General features: G+C 72.0%; 13 protein-coding genes. 5 read left to right on the top strand and 8 right to left on the bottom strand.

Features of this window, described 5'->3' with window-relative positions:
* Window positions 1-42 precede the first annotated feature (42 nt).
* The 3 genes from IF54_RS0136840 to IF54_RS0136850 all read right to left on the bottom strand — a co-directional run bounded on the left by IF54_RS0136840 (window position 43) and on the right by IF54_RS0136850 (window position 4970).
* A complete protein-coding gene (locus IF54_RS0136840; RefSeq protein ID WP_030326941.1) occupies window positions 43-1698 on the bottom strand; it encodes an NAD-dependent malic enzyme in 1656 nt (551 codons plus the stop codon).
* Window positions 1699-1791: 93 nt separating this feature from the next.
* Entirely contained in the window at window positions 1792-3444 is a 1653-nt protein-coding gene (locus IF54_RS0136845; RefSeq protein ID WP_030326943.1) for an amidohydrolase, read from the bottom strand.
* A gap of 20 nt (window positions 3445-3464) precedes the next feature.
* Entirely contained in the window at window positions 3465-4970 is a 1506-nt protein-coding gene (locus tag IF54_RS0136850; RefSeq protein ID WP_030326944.1) for an APC family permease, read from the bottom strand.
* Between the two features lie 145 nt (window positions 4971-5115).
* Here IF54_RS0136850 and IF54_RS0136855 point away from each other — a divergent pair, with 145 nt between their 5' ends.
* Entirely contained in the window at window positions 5116-5841 is a 726-nt protein-coding gene (locus tag IF54_RS0136855; protein ID WP_030326947.1) for a TetR/AcrR family transcriptional regulator, read from the top strand.
* Between the two features lie 305 nt (window positions 5842-6146).
* The gene (locus IF54_RS42860; protein WP_159002285.1) at window positions 6147-7061 is read left to right on the top strand and encodes an SCO2400 family protein; all 915 of its coding nucleotides are present in this window, start codon (window positions 6147-6149) and stop codon (window positions 7059-7061) included.
* 337 nt (window positions 7062-7398) lie between these two features.
* On the opposite strand, the gene IF54_RS0136865 is transcribed toward IF54_RS42860, so the two are convergent.
* On the bottom strand, window positions 7399-8280 hold the full coding sequence (locus IF54_RS0136865; protein WP_030326950.1) for an acyl-CoA thioester hydrolase/BAAT C-terminal domain-containing protein: 882 nt from the start codon (window positions 8278-8280) through the stop codon (window positions 7399-7401).
* Between the two features lie 89 nt (window positions 8281-8369).
* Here IF54_RS0136865 and IF54_RS0136870 point away from each other — a divergent pair, with 89 nt between their 5' ends.
* From IF54_RS0136870 to IF54_RS0136880, 3 genes are read left to right on the top strand one after another with little or no spacing between them, the layout of a single operon-like run.
* Window positions 8370-8735, top strand: a complete 366-nt coding sequence (locus IF54_RS0136870) for an ArsR/SmtB family transcription factor (RefSeq protein WP_030326951.1) — start codon at window positions 8370-8372, stop codon at window positions 8733-8735.
* A complete protein-coding gene (locus IF54_RS0136875; RefSeq protein WP_030326952.1) occupies window positions 8716-9213 on the top strand; it encodes an SRPBCC family protein in 498 nt (165 codons plus the stop codon). The genes IF54_RS0136870 and IF54_RS0136875 overlap by 20 nt, the downstream gene beginning before the upstream one ends.
* Window positions 9213-9878, top strand: coding sequence for a dihydrofolate reductase family protein (locus tag IF54_RS0136880; protein ID WP_030326953.1), 666 nt, complete (start codon window positions 9213-9215; stop codon window positions 9876-9878). The genes IF54_RS0136875 and IF54_RS0136880 overlap by 1 nt, the downstream gene beginning before the upstream one ends.
* A gap of 91 nt (window positions 9879-9969) precedes the next feature.
* Here the strand turns inward: IF54_RS0136880 and IF54_RS0136885 are convergent, their stop codons facing one another.
* From IF54_RS0136885 to IF54_RS0136900, 4 genes are read right to left on the bottom strand one after another with little or no spacing between them, the layout of a single operon-like run.
* Window positions 9970-11172: an acyl-CoA dehydrogenase family protein gene (locus tag IF54_RS0136885; RefSeq protein WP_030326954.1), complete on the bottom strand. Its 1203-nt coding sequence runs from the start codon at window positions 11170-11172 to the stop codon at window positions 9970-9972.
* Between the two features lies 1 nt (window position 11173).
* Window positions 11174-12124 carry a 3-hydroxyacyl-CoA dehydrogenase NAD-binding domain-containing protein gene (locus IF54_RS0136890; RefSeq protein WP_030326956.1) on the bottom strand — a complete coding sequence of 317 codons (951 nt, stop codon included), beginning with the start codon at window positions 12122-12124 and terminating at the stop codon, window positions 11174-11176.
* Complete coding sequence (locus tag IF54_RS0136895; protein ID WP_030326958.1) at window positions 12121-12870, bottom strand: acetoacetate decarboxylase; 750 nt, start codon at window positions 12868-12870, stop codon at window positions 12121-12123. The genes IF54_RS0136890 and IF54_RS0136895 overlap by 4 nt, the downstream gene beginning before the upstream one ends.
* Window positions 12871-12877: 7 nt before the next feature.
* Complete coding sequence (locus tag IF54_RS0136900; protein ID WP_030326960.1) at window positions 12878-13654, bottom strand: crotonase/enoyl-CoA hydratase family protein; 777 nt, start codon at window positions 13652-13654, stop codon at window positions 12878-12880.
* Between the last annotated feature and the right edge of the window lie 16 nt (window positions 13655-13670).

A 13670-nucleotide genomic window follows, 5' to 3' on the forward strand; every position in this document is an offset into this window, starting at 1 on the left:
GCGGCGGGCGGCGGGCGGCGGGCGCGCCTAGGGGTCCCGGGGTCAGGACCCGTACCGCGGTGTCCACTGGGTCGTCGCGATCGCTTCTCGCAGCTGCTCCTCGCCGGCCTCGGGGGCGACGCCGTCCTCGACGGCCGTGAGGGCCACGGCGAGCGCGATGTCCCGGGCCGCGTCCCGCATGCTCGCCAGCGGCGGCAGCAGCGGGGTGGCGCCGTCGGAGCCCGCCCGGACCGCGCAGTCGCCCAGGGCGCGGGCCGCGGCGACCATCATGCGGTCGGTGACCCGGGTGGCCCGGCTCGCGGTCACCGCGAGGCCGACGGCGGGGAAGACGTACACGTTGTTGGCCTGCGCGACCGGGACCTCGCGGCCGTCCACCTTCAGCGGCGGGAAGGGCGATCCCGCGGCGATCAGGGCCCGGCCGTCGGTCCAGCGGGCGAGGTCGGCGGGGTCGGCCTCGGCGTTCGAGGTCGGGTTGGACAGCGGCAGGATCACCGGCCGGTCGCAGGCGCCGGCCATGGTCCGCACGATGTCCTCGGTGAAGGCGCCGTGTGCCGTGGACAGCCCGATCAGCACCGTCGGTTCCACCTCGCGGACGACCCGGGCGAGGTCGGGGGTGTCCCCGCCCCACTGCCGTACCTCCTCGTCGTCGCGGGCGTAGGTCCGCTGCTCGGGGGTGAGGTCGGTGCGGGAGCGCACCAGGGGGCCGTCGATGTCGACGAACCAGAACCGGTCGGCCGCCTCCTGCTCGGACAGGCCCTCCTCCACGAGCGCGGCGCGGATCATGTCGGCGACGCCGATCGCCGCGGAGCCCGCGCCGAGGACGACGATGCGGTGGTCGGTGAGGGCGGTCCCGGCGACCTTGGTGGCGGTGGTCAGCGCGCCCAGTGCCACGGCGGCGGTGCCCTGGATGTCGTCGTTGAAGGTGAGCAGGCGGTCCTGGTAGCGGGTGAGGATCGGGCGGGCGTGGGCGGTCGCGAAGTCCTCCCACTGGAGCAGCGTGCCGGGGAGTTCGGCCTCCACGGCGGAGACGAACGCCTCGATCATCTCGTCGTACTCCTGGCCGGTCACCCGGTGCTGCCGGCGGCCCAGGTAGTGCTCGTTGGCCAGCAGCTCGTCGTTGTCGGTGCCGACGTCGAGGAGGATCGGGAGGGTGCGGGCGGGGCGGATGCCGCCGATGGCGGTGTAGAGGCTGAGCTTGCCGATGGGGATGCCCATGCCGCCGACGCCCTGGTCGCCGAGGCCGAGGATGCGCTGCCCGTCGGTGACGACGATGACATCGACCTCGCCGCCGGGCCGGTTGCGCAGGATCTCGCGGAAGCGGTGCCGGTCCTCGTAGGTCAGGAACAGTCCGCGGGGCCTGCGGTAGATCTCGCTGAACCTGCGGCAGGCCTCACCGACCGTGGGGGTGTAGACGACCGGCAGCATCTCCTCCAGGTGCCGGGTGAGCAGACCGTAGAAGAGCACCTCGTTGGTGTCCTGGAGCTGGCGCAGGTAGATGTGCCGGTGGAGCGGGTTGTCGTAGCCGAGGAACGCGTGGTAGGCCCGGTCGGCCTGCTCGTCGAGGGTCTCGGTCGCCGGTGGCAGCAACCCGTCCAGGCCGAGTGCGGCCCGCTCGTCGGGGGTGAAGGCGGTGCCCTTGTTGAGGAGGGGATCGGCGAGCAGGGCCGCTCCGCGGACCTGGGGGGTGTGGGGTGCCATGACGTTCCTCGGGTCGACGGTTCCGGACCAGCTACTCCTGTGCCCCGTCGACCCGTGTCCGAATCAGCCGCCCCGTCCGGGTGTACGGCGGTTTCAGGCGTCGTCGGCCGTGTGCACCCGCCGTCCCTCGACGAAGGTCTCGAGGACCCGGGTGGCGGCGATCTCCTCGGGCGGGCCCGCGAAGGGATCCCGGTCGAGTACGACGAGATCGGCCGACTTTCCGGCGGTGATGCTGCCGGTGATGTCGTCGAGGTGGTTCACGTGGGCGCTGCCCGCCGTGTACGCGGCGAGGGCGGTGCCGAGGTCGAGGCGCTGGCCGGGGAGGAACTCCGGAGTGCCCTCGGGGGCACCCGGGGAGACGCGGTTGACGGCGACGTGGATGGCCTGGAAGGGGTCGGGGCTGCTGACCGGCCAGTCGCTGCCGGCGGCCAGGGTGGCGCCGGCCCGCAGCAGGTCGCCGAAGGGGTACTGGCGTGCGCCGCGTTCCGCGCCCAGGAAAGGCAGGGTCAGTTCGTCCATCTGGGGTTCGTGGGCGGCCCACAGCATCTGGAGGTTGGCGCTCGCGCCCAGGGCACGGAAGCGGGGGACGTCCTGCGGGTGCACGACCTGGAGGTGGGCCAGGTGGTGGCGGGTGTCCCGCCACCCGTTGGCCGTGCGGGCGGACTCCACGGCGTCGAGGGCCTCGCGCACCGCGCGGTCGCCGAGCGCGTGGAAGTGGACCTGGAAGCCGGACGCGTCGAGTTCGGTGACGTACTTCTTCAGCTCGCCGGGGTCCACGAAGCTGATACCGCTGTTGTCGGAGGAGCAGCCGCAGCCGGTCAGATAGGGGGTGAGCATCGCGGCGGTGTGGTTCTCGGCGATGCCGTCCTGCATGACCTTCACGGTGCCGGCCCGGAACCGGCCCCGGTGCAACTCCTCGCGGCGGGCGATGAGTTCGGGGATCTGCTCGGCGCCGCGCTCGCGGTCCCACCACAGGGCGCCGACCACTCGGGCGGTGAGCAGGCCCTGATCGAGGGCGGCGAGGTAACTGGGCGCCGGATCGGCCATGTTGGCGTACGCACCCACGATGGCGTCCTGCCAGGCGGTGACTCCGTACGAGTGCAGCACCGCCTGCGCTCGCAGCAGCGCGGCGAGTTGGTCCTCGGGGGTGGGGTCCGGGACCAGCTTGCCCACCAGGTGGACGGCGCCCTCCTGGAGCATTCCGGTGGGGTTCCCGTCGGCGTCGCGTTCGATGCGGCCGTCGGCGGGGTCGGGGGTGCGGGCGTCGATGCCGGCGCGTTCCAGGGCGCGGCTGTTGACCCAGGCGCCGTGGTGGTCGCGGTTGGGCAGGAAGACGGGGCGGTCGGGGACGATCGCGTCGAGGGCCTCGGCGGTGGGGGCGCCGCCGGGGAACGCCTCGAGGGACCAGCCGCCGCCGGTGATCCACTCGGCGTCGGGGTTCCGGTCGGCGTACTCCTTGATCCGGCGCAGGTACTCGGCGGGGTCGGTGGTGTCGGCGAGGTGGCACAGGCCGAGTTCGAGCCCGGCGCCCTGCGGGTGGACGTGCGCGTCCTGGAAGCCGGGGAGCAGCAACCTGCCTTTCAGGTCCACGACTTCGGTGCGCGGGCCGATCAGCTCGCGCACCTCGTCGTGACCGACGGCGGCGATCCGCCCGTTGCGTACGGCCACGGAGGTGGCTCGGCTGCGGGCGGGATCGACGGTGTGCACGGGACCGCCGGTCAGGACGAGGTCCGCGGTGGGTGACATGGGTGTGGCTCCAGTGGGGGTCAGACCGCCGTGCGGTCCATCGGCAGGGTCAGGGCGTCGGCGTCGGTGCCGCGTCCGGTGGTGAAGTACGGGGAGTGGCGCGCGTACTTGGCGACCGCGGCCATGCCGAGGCCGGCGAGGACGATCGCGGCGGGCAGCGAGAACATGAACCAGCCGTTGTCCGGGCTGAGGGCGAAGTGGTCGCTCATGGTCAGGTACGAGTAGGCGAGGTAGCCGCCGAGGCCGAGCAGGATCAGGCCGGACACGGCGGGTACGCCGATGGCGAGCAGGGCCTCCCGGGCGCCCTCGTGGCGGGCGGCGCGGAAGCGGACGGCGCAGGCGAGCGCGGTGAGGCCGTAGTAGAGCGCGACGATCAGACCGATGGCGTTGACGGCGGCCAGCAGCATGTCGCTGAGCTTGGGGATGGCGACGGCGAGCAGGGCGATCACCGCCGCGATGGCCATCACGACGGCGGTGCCGGCGGCTGGGGTGCCGTAGCGGGGGTGGATGCGGGTCCACAGCGGTCCCATGGTGCGGTCACGGCTCATGGCGAACAGCCCGCGGGCGGTGGGGATCAGGGTGGCCTGCACGGAGGCGACGGCGGAGAACATCAGCGCGACCACGGGCAGGGTGGCCCAGGGTTCGGAGGCAAGTTTCGCGCCGAGGTACGGGAGGGCCTGGGGGCCGTTCTTGACGAGCTCGGCGAGGCTCATCTCGCGCTGGAAGGCGACCGAGGCGAAGAGGAACAGGCCGAGCATGGCGAACAGGGCGATGAGGCCGCCGCGGGCCGCCTCGCCGGGGCTCTTGGTCTCCTCGTTGACGCTGAAGGCCGCGTCCCAGCCCCAGAAGAAGAACACCGCGAGGACCATGCCCTGGGCGAAGGTCTTGCCGCTGGAGATCTCCAAGGGGTTGAACCAGGAGAGCGAGAAGGCGTGGTCGCCGGTGATCAGGGCCCAGCCGCAGAAGGCCAGCAGGACCGCGTACTCGAAGACCAGGAGGGCGAACTGGAAGCGGGTGGCGGCCCGGATGCCGGTGACGGCGAGGACGGTCAGGCCGACGAGGATCACCAGGCCGACCGCCGTGGTGACACCGGTGGACGTCGGGTCCAGGGCGATGCCGGCGACGCTGTGCAGGCCCGCCTTGTTGGCGAAGATCAGCACCACCGAGCCCATGATCGCGCTGGTGTAGGCGCAGAAGATGATCGAGCCGACCAGGGTGACCCACCCGGTCAGAAAGCCTGGCCAGGGGCCGAGGGATCTGCCGACCCAGACGTAGCCGTTGCCCATGTTGGGCTCGGAGCGGTTCAGGCGGGCGTAGGCGGTGGCGATGCCGAGCACCGGCAGGAAGGCCAGGAGCAGCAGGGCTGGTGCCTGGAGGCCCACGATGGTCGCGATCGTGCCCATGCCGATGGCGATGCTGGTGGTGGCCGCGGTGCTGGAGGCGGCGAGGGCTACGCCGTCGACGACGCCCAGGGAACGGCGCAGCGTGGTTCCGGGCGGGGAGGACACGGGCGGTGCTGACGACATGGAGGGCTCCTCGGGGACGGGAGACGGAGGAAGAGCCGCGCGGTGAGGTGATGGAACCGCCACCGTCCACATTCGGTCAACCCTGTTGACGTAAGGAGGCCGGGGGCCGTTCACTGTGCGGGCCGCGACGAGAGGAGTCCCGACCATGACCACCCGTGTCCCGCCGGAGCGCCGGCGTCGGCGGCCCACCCGTTCCGGAGTCCTGCTGTCCGAGGAGCTGATCGTGCAGACCGCGCTGCGGCTGATCGGCGAGCACGGCCCCGAGGCACTGAGCGTGCGCCGGCTCGGTGCGGCGCTCGGCTGCGACCCGACCGCGCTGTACCGCTACTTCCACGACACCGACGACCTGGTCCTCGCCATCGCCGACCGGATCATCGGCGACGCGATGGAGGGCTTCGCGCCCGGGGACGACTGGGTGGCCTCGCTGCGCGAGATGGCCCTGCGGGTCCGCGCCGGGTACCTCGCCCATCCACGGGCGGCCGCGCTGGCCGCGCACCGGGTGACCCGGCGCAGGAACGAGATCCGGGCGGTGGACATGGGCATCGGCCTGCTGCTGATCGCAGGCTTCGAACCGTCCGCCGCCGCCCGGCTCTACCTCGCCTTCATCGACACGGTGCTCAGCCACGCGGCCGCGGACGCGGCCTTCCTGGCACTCCCCCGCCCGCAGCGGGAGGCCGACCAGCGGGCCTGGCGGGACGTCTACCAGGACCTCGACCCGTTGACGTACCCGGCGCTCACCGCTGTCCGCCGAGAGCTGCCGGGGATGGCGGACGGGTCGTTCGAGGAAGCGGTGGAACTGCTCCTCGAGGCGTTGGCGGCGCGGGCGGCGCGGCAAGGCGCCGCGGGTGGGGTGGGGGCGGTGAGTGGTTGAGGCCTCGGGGTGATCGCGGGTTGAGCGGCTGGAGTGCGGTCGGGGCGTCCCGGCCAACCGGACTTCGCGGCCAACTCGGCCTGACAGGAGGCATGTTGGGAGAAAGGCCCACGACAGGGCGTCGACGGGGTGCCGTGCGGCGGAAGCAGGGAGCGCGAATGCGAGGTACGCCCCATGATCACCGCACCCCTCGGAGATCTACGCAGGAGCATCACACAGGCTGCACACCGCCTTTCGAAAGCGTCGCTACTTTTACCTCGGCTCGATCCCCCGTGCGAACGAGACCGGCCACGGCCACTGGGCCGATGGTGCAGTCGACTCAGGAAGACCAGATGGACTACTGCTCCTCGTGCCGTCGGCATCTCAACGGCGCCCTGGCGTGTCCCGGATGCGGCGCCTACGCCCCCGACATCGCTCCCCCCGGCCACGTCCACACGATGGGCATGGCGGCAACGGCCTGGGACGAAGCACCCACCTGGCACGACGCCGGCCACCACGAGGAGCCCGCCGTCGGGACCGACCCCGGCCTCGCCTCCGAGGACGTGTCCGACGCGCCGGTGGTCACGGAGGGCCGGGCGGCCCGGCGGCGCCAGCGGGTCCGCTGGAAGAAGAACCAGCGCAAGGCCGTGGTCGCGACCGCGGTCGCCCTCGTCGGTGGCGGCCTGACCGTCTCCGCGATGAACCAGGGGTCCGGCGCCCGTGCCCAGGCGGCCACCGCGCCGGACAACCGGGCCATGGGAGTCTCGGAACTGCCCACCTCGGACGACTCCGTCGTCGGCACGACCGCGGGCGACGCGCACCGGTCCACCTCGGACACACCCGCCGCGACGATCGCCAAGCACCGGCGCACGGCCGGCTCGGCGTCCACCGCGGGCGGCTCCTCCGTCCGCACGGACTCCGTCGGCTCGCCCGCACCCACGGCGAAGACCGCCGCGCGCTCGCAGTCACAGTCCACGGTCTCCGCGTCGGCGGCCGGCGGCACCGACAGCGGCAGCGGCACGACCGGCGCGTCCGGTTCCACGACGGCGCAGACGCCGTCGTCCACGGCGCCGAGCGGTTCGACGTCCACGAGCACGGGCACGTCGACGACCACCACGGGGTCGAGCACCGACACCGGCACGAGTTCCGGCACCACGCAGACGTCGGGTTCGTCGGCCTCCTCGTCGTCGGCGACCGATCCGGCAGGGCTGTGCGTGCTCAACCTGCTCTGCATCAGCTGAACAGCGGCCGCCCGGGCCTGACCCCCGGGCGGCACCCCGGCGCGTCCTGCTGCACCGGCGGAAGTTCCTCAGACGGGGCTGCGGTGCGACTGCGGCGTTTCACGGGCGGGCCCCGCGCCGGCTGGTCGATCACGGGCTCGTGGCGCAGACGCCTCTCGGCGAGGTGGACGTCGCCTGCGACGAACCGCTGAGGACGAGGTTGGCCGCCTTCAGATTGCCGCGGGCCGGCCGCCCGCCTTGATCGTGCCGGTACTGGTGATCGTCCAGCCAGAGGGAGCCGGGCAGCGCCGCGGACCCGACGCAAGGGCGACCGCCCGACGCCGTCCGTGACGTAGGTCTACTGGGCGCAGGTGCCGTGCAGCAGGTCCAGGAGGTGCGGCCAGGCGGCGGCGCCGAGGAGGGCGTCGGCTTCGGGGGTGCCGCCGTAGCGGAACCGCGGGGACGCCGGCGCCGGGCCCTCGCCGGGCAGTCGCGGACGGTGGCCTGCGTCGGGGCGGGTGATCAGGCGCACGGCGGCGCCGGCCGCGCGGCGGCGTGCGGCGAGTTGTTCCGCGAAGGGCAGGGACGGCCACATCGCGTCGTCGCCGCCCGCGACGAGCAGCAGCTCGGCCCGTGCGCGCTCCACGGGGATGTCCGCCGCGGCGAGCCGGTCGGCGTGGGTGAGCTCGCTGAGTTCGTACCATCCGCGGATGGCGACGGGGTCGCCGTCGGGCTCGGCCGGCGTCCAGGAGTCGTCCAACGGCACGAAGGGCAAGGGCTGTCGGCGCCAGGTCCAGGAGGACCGGTACGGGTGCGTCGCTCCGTCCGGGCCCGGGCCGACGTTGCACCAGACGCGGGAGGTGGGCGACAGGGCCACGGCCACGTCCACGCGCGGGTCGTGCACCGCTGTGAGCAGAGCCGCCTCGGCCCCCTTGGACGTGCCCAGGACCCCGACCCGCTCCGCGCCGTTCGCCCGGAGGAGGTCGACGGCGGCGGTGAAGGTCTCCAGGGGGATCTCACAGATCCCGGGAGCCTGCCCCGGCCCGCCGAACCAGCGGATCGACAGTGCGGTGAGGCCCTGTCGCGCGAGGAGCAGGACACGATCGCGCTCCACCCGGCCGCTGGAGCCCGCCAGGACCAGGACGCCGGCGCGACTGCTGCCGCGCGCGCGGGCGGCCAGGACCCCCTGCCAGGGCTCCGTGAGGTCACGCTCGAAGACGTCCGTTGCGTACGTGGTCAAGGTGGGTCTCCCGCGTCCCGGCAGCTACGCCTCGACGCTACACGGGATGCCCTCCTTGACGCATGCCGATATAGGCATACGATGACGTCATGGCACGAGCGGCGACGACCTCGGACGCGTTCAACGCGATAGCCGAACCGCAGCGGCGGGACATCCTGGTGCTGCTGCGGGGCGGTGAGCGGCCGGTGACCGAGCTGGCACGGGACCTGGGGATGACCCAGCCGCAGGCGTCCAAGCATCTGCGGGTGCTGCGGGAGGTCGGGCTGGTGAAGGTCCGTGAGGCCGGCAAGCAGCGGCTGTACGGCCTGGACGCCCGCGGGTTGCGGCCGATCCACGAATGGGTGGGCGGCTTCGAGCAGTTCTGGAACGAGAGCTTCGACCGACTGGGCGACTACGTGCGGGAGTTGAAGCGGGCAGCACAGGAAGGACCGGACCATGGCGACGACGAGCAGTGACGGTGAGTCCGCGACCGCGGACCGCGAAATCCTGATCTCCCGGGAGATCGACGCCCCACGGGAGCTGGTGTTCGAGGCGTTCACACAGGTCCGGCACCTGTCGCGGTGGTGGGGACCCGAGGGGTTCACGACCACGACACGGTCGTTCGAGTTCCGCGTGGGTGGTGCGTGGGACTTCGTGATGCACGGGCCGGACGGAACCGACTACCAGGAGTGGATCACCTGGCGGGAGATCGTCCCGCCGCAGCGGATCGCGCTGCTGCACGGCGAGTCCGCCACGGACCCCGACGCCTTCGAGTCCTTCCTGACCTTCGAGTCCACCGGTGAGCGGACCCGGATCGCGATGCGGACCGTGTTTCCGACCAGGGAACTCCGCGACCAGGCGGTGGAGAAGTACCACGCGGTGGAGGGCGGCGAGCAGACCTTGAGCAACCTGGCCGCCTACGCGGCCGACCTCCTCCACGGAACGGAGAGCTGATGTCCGGGAAGGTGTTCTTCAGCGTGACGATGTCGCTGGACGGCTTCATGGCGCCGGAGGACGTGCCCGCCGAGGTCGTCTTCACGCCCGAGGGCCGCGACGACCCGAGGGCCCGGCGCTGGCTGGCGAAGTGGTCGGAGCTCCAGGCGTGGGTGTTCCCGCTGCGCTGGTTCCGGGAGAGCCTCGGCTTCGGCGAGGGCGGCGAGGAAGGCCTCGACGACGACTTCGCACGGGCGACGTACGAGCGCACCGGTGCGAGCGTCATGGGCCGGCGCATGTTCGACGCCGGCGAGCTGTCCTGGCCGGAGGAGGCGCCGTTCCACACCCCGGTGTTCGTCCTCACCCACGCCGGTCGTGACCCGTGGGAGCGGCCGGGCGGCACCACCTTCCACTTCGTCGAGGACGGCATCGAGAGCGCCCTGCTCCAGGCCCGCGAGGCGGCCGGCGACCGTGATGTGCGCATCTCCGGGGGCGCCGAGACGATTCAGCAGTACCTGGACCGTGCCCTGATCGACGAGTTCTCGGTCACCCTGGCCCCCGTGCTTCTCGGCACCGGCATCCGCCTCTTCGAGCATGTCGACGCGGAGCGGCTGACGCTGACCCAGTCCCGCGCGGACGCGTCGTCCCGGGTGACCCACCTGACGTACACCGTCGCAAAGCGGTAGCCGGGCGCTCGTGGAAGGGCCCCGGAACCGTGCGGTTCCGGGGCTCCTGGACTGTCCCTTCAGCCCACCCGCGGCGGGTCGGCCTCGCCGCTCACACGAACGCGCTCTGGCCTGTGATCGACTTGCCCACGATCAGGGTGTTCATCTCGCGCGTGCCCTCGAAGGAGTAGATCGCCTCGGCGTCGGCGAAGAAGCGCGGGATGTCGTGGTCCAGGAGGATGCCGTTGCCGCCGAAGATCTCGCGGCTCCAGCCGACGACCTCCCGCATCCGCGAGGTGACGAACGCCTTGGCCAGCGAGGACTGTTCGTCGCGGAAGATGCCGGCGTCCTGGAGTCGGGCGAGCTGTACGAGCATGCCCCAGGACGCGGTGATGTCGCCCAGGCTCTTGACCAGGAGGTCCTGGACGAGCTGGAAGCCTCCGATGGGGCGGCCGAACTGCTTCCGCTCCCGGGCGTAGTCCAGGGCGAGTTCGTAGGCGCCGACCATGACACCGAGGGCCTGCCAGGCGACACCTGCGCGGGTCGCACGCAGGATCTCGGCGACGTCGCGGAAGGAGTTGATGTTCTGGAGGCGGTTGGCCTCCGGGACCCGCACGTCGGTCAGGGTGATCTCGGCGTTCTCGACGATGCGGAAGGCGAGCTTGTTCTCGATCTTCACCGGGTCGAAGCCGGGCATGTCCTTCTCGACGACGAAGCCCTTGACGTGGTTGTCGTCCTCGTCGCGTGCCCAGACCACGACGTAGTCGGCGAAGGTGGCGTTGCCGATCCACTTCTTGGCGCCGTTCAGCACCCAGGTGTCGCCCTCGCGCCGGGCGGTGGTGCGCATGCCGCCCGCGACGTCGGAGCCGCCGAGGGGCTCGGTCATCGCGAACGCGCCGATCCTGTCCATCGCCGCCATCGCCGGCAGCCAGCGGTCGCGCTGCTCCTGGTCGCCGCCGGAGTGGATCGAGTACATGGCCAGGCCGTTGTGGACGCCGAAGAAGGTGGACACGGAGGCGTCGGTGCGGGCCATCTCCATGGCCATGGTGCCGCTGAGCAGGTTGCTGACGGCGGGGCGGTACTCGCCGTAGCCCTCGTAGGGCAGGCCGGCGAGGCCGCTCTCGCGGAACAGGCCGATGAGCTCCGTCGGGAACTCGCCCTTGGCCCAGTTCTCGTTGACCAGCGGCTTGACCTGGTCGCGCATGAGGTCGCGGGCCTTGAGGAGGAGCTTGCGCTCGTCGTCGGACAGCAGGCTCTCGTAGGCGTAGAAGTCCGCGACCAGCTGGTCCTGGAGCGGTTCGTGGGTGGTGGTCATCTCAGTTCTCCTCCTTGTCCGCGCTGTCCAGGGCTGCCAGGACAGCGAGTTGCCTGCGGTCGCGCGTCTCGGAGAGTTCCGAGTACGTGGAGGAGCCGTAGGCCTTCTCGACGGCTCGGATGAGCCGTTCTTGTTCGTCTTCCTGCTGGGCGGGGGTGCCGAGTCCCGCGCCCGTCCGCTGCATGGACGTGCCGATGTGCTCGACCAGGTGCCGGTAGCCGCCCGGTCCGCCGCCGAGGTGCGCGCCGAGGAAGGGCCCGACCGTGGCCCAACGCAGGCCCAGCGAGTTGGTCATGACCTTGTCGAGGTCCTCGGGGGTCACGACCCCCTGCTGGACGAGGTACGCGGCCTCGCGGCTGAGCGCGTTCTGGAGCCGGTTGCCGACGAAGCCGGGGATCTCCTTGCGCTCGACGACCGGGGTGCGGCCGACCGAGGTGTAGAAGTCCACCGCAGCCTGGACGGCCACCTCGCCGCTGCGCTCGCCGGGGACGACCTCCACTAGCGGGACCAGGTGCGGCGGGTTGAAGGGGTGGCCGATCAGGACCCGGGCGGCGTCCTCGTCGGACAGTCCTTCTGTGAACGCGCTCGACGGGACAGCCGACGAGGAGCTGAGCAGCAGCGCGTCGGCGGGCGTCTCGCGTGCCAGAGTGGCGAACAGGTCCTTCTTGAACTCGACGCGCTCGGGGCCGTTCTCCTGTACGACGTCCACGTCCCGGACCGCCTCGGTCACCTCGGGAGTGAGGTGCACGCGGTCGGCCAGGCCGGGGACGTCCAGGCCGCGGGCGGCCAGGTGCGGGGTGTACCGGGCCAGGGCCTCGTCCACGGCCTCGGCGAGGTCGGGGCGCGGGTCGCTGACCCGCACGGTCAGACCGTGGGCCGCGAACAGCGCTGTCCAGGACAGTCCGATGGTGCCGGCACCGATGACGGCGGCCGTACGGAAGAGGCGGGTCATGAGGAGGCGCCTCCCTTCAGGTAGTCGTGGACCGGCTCGACGCCCGCGAGCGTCAGGTCGGTGAGGATGTGGCTCGCGGAGACGACCTCCAGAACCGGCAGGTCCGCCAGCGGGGCGAGCACGTGCTGGAAGAGCTGGAGCCGGGCGGGGCCGGTCCAGGCGCCCTTGACGGTGAGGTCGGTGATGCGGGTGCGGACGAGTTCCTGCACGCGCGGCAGACCGTCGTAACCGGGAATCGTCTTGAGCATGAAGGTCGGCACGGTGATCTGCGCCTCGGCCTCGGCCCGGTCCAGTTCATGGTGCTTGTAGCCCATGGTCGCGGTGGCGACCCGCAGGCTGCCGTGGTCGAGGGTGCCGACGACAGCGCCGGAGTCGACGTACAGCGACGGCGAGCCGATGACCTTCGGATAGGCGGCGACCTCGCGACCGGAGGCGGTGGCCGGGAAGTTGTCGAGGTACATGGCGTGCAGGTACTCGCCCCGCTCCCCCTCGAAGCCGACCGGGATCGCCTGGCCGGCCTCCGTGTAGGGGCCGTATCCACTGACGTCGCCCATCTTCATGACCTCGAACCGGACCAACGGCTCGTCGATCCGCAGGGGTTCGGGGACGACGGCGCGCAGGGCGTCGGGGTCGGTGCGGTAGACGATGTTGAGGTACTCGCGGTCGGTGAACCGCGGGACCATCGGCGGGTACGCCGGGTTGGTGAGGGGGGTGGTCAGGTGCTGTCGTACGTCCTGGGTCCGCATGCCGGCCTCACCGCCCTGTCCACCGGGCGGGCCGGCGCTCGGCGAAGGCGGTCATGCCCTCGCGTACGTCGTCCGAGCCCATCAGGGTCTTCATCTCGCCGCGCTGGAAGGCGAAGGCCTCGGCGTCGGGGGCTCCGTCGGCGGCCCGGACGACGCGCTTGACGGCGGCCAGCGCCAACGGGGCGTTCCCGGCGAGCTGTCCGGCCAGACGCAGGGCCTCGGGAAGGGCCTGGCCCTGGGCGGTGACCCGGTTGGCCAGGCCGAGTTCGCCGGCACGGCCGCCGTCGACGGGCTCGCCGGTCAGCAGCAGTTCCATCGCCAGGTGGTGCGGGACGCGCTTGGGCAGGCGGATGACACCGCCACCCGCGGCGATCAGGCCGCGCTTGACCTCGGGCAGGCCGAACCGGGAGTCCTCGGCGGCGACGATCAGGTCGCAGGCCAGGGCCAGTTCGAAGCCGCCGCCCATGGCGAAGCCCTCCACGGCGGCGATGAGCGGCTTGGTGGGTTCGGCCTCGGTCAGTCCGCCGAAACCACGGCCCTCGATCTCGGGCGACTCGCCGCGCAGCGCGGCCTTGAGGTCCATGCCCGCGCTGAACGTGCCGCCCTCGCCGGTCAGGACGCCGACCCGCAGGGCGGGGTCGGCCTCCAGTATGTCGAGTGCTTCGGCCAGGGCGCCGGCGACCGCGGCGTTCACGGCGTTGCGGGCCTCGGGGCGGTCGAGGGTGATCAGCAGGGTGGAGTCGATGCGTTCGGTGCGGACGACGGAGGGTGCGGGGGTGCTCAAGGCGGTGGTGGTCACG

It is taken from the genome of Streptomyces sp. NRRL B-3229 (assembly GCF_000719505.1).
Taxonomy (GTDB): domain Bacteria; phylum Actinomycetota; class Actinomycetes; order Streptomycetales; family Streptomycetaceae; genus Streptomyces; species Streptomyces griseorubiginosus.

Excerpts from the sequence above, each read along its gene's own strand:
- IF54_RS0136885 (WP_030326954.1), bottom strand. The coding sequence starts at position 11,172 with ATGACCACCACCCACGAACCGCTCCAGGACCAGCTGGTCGCGGACTTC.
- IF54_RS0136890 (WP_030326956.1), bottom strand. The coding sequence starts at position 12,124 with ATGACCCGCCTCTTCCGTACGGCCGCCGTCATCGGTGCCGGCACCATC.
- IF54_RS0136895 (WP_030326958.1), bottom strand. The coding sequence starts at position 12,870 with ATGCGGACCCAGGACGTACGACAGCACCTGACCACCCCCCTCACCAAC.
- IF54_RS0136880 (WP_030326953.1), top strand. The coding sequence starts at position 9,213 with ATGTCCGGGAAGGTGTTCTTCAGCGTGACGATGTCGCTGGACGGCTTC.
- IF54_RS0136870 (WP_030326951.1), top strand. The coding sequence starts at position 8,370 with ATGGCACGAGCGGCGACGACCTCGGACGCGTTCAACGCGATAGCCGAA.
- IF54_RS42860 (WP_159002285.1), top strand. The coding sequence starts at position 6,147 with ATGGTGCAGTCGACTCAGGAAGACCAGATGGACTACTGCTCCTCGTGC.
- IF54_RS0136845 (WP_030326943.1), bottom strand. The coding sequence starts at position 3,444 with ATGTCACCCACCGCGGACCTCGTCCTGACCGGCGGTCCCGTGCACACC.
- IF54_RS0136855 (WP_030326947.1), top strand. The coding sequence starts at position 5,116 with ATGACCACCCGTGTCCCGCCGGAGCGCCGGCGTCGGCGGCCCACCCGT.
- IF54_RS0136875 (WP_030326952.1), top strand. The coding sequence starts at position 8,716 with ATGGCGACGACGAGCAGTGACGGTGAGTCCGCGACCGCGGACCGCGAA.
- IF54_RS0136840 (WP_030326941.1), bottom strand. The coding sequence starts at position 1,698 with ATGGCACCCCACACCCCCCAGGTCCGCGGAGCGGCCCTGCTCGCCGAT.
- IF54_RS0136850 (WP_030326944.1), bottom strand. The coding sequence starts at position 4,970 with ATGTCGTCAGCACCGCCCGTGTCCTCCCCGCCCGGAACCACGCTGCGC.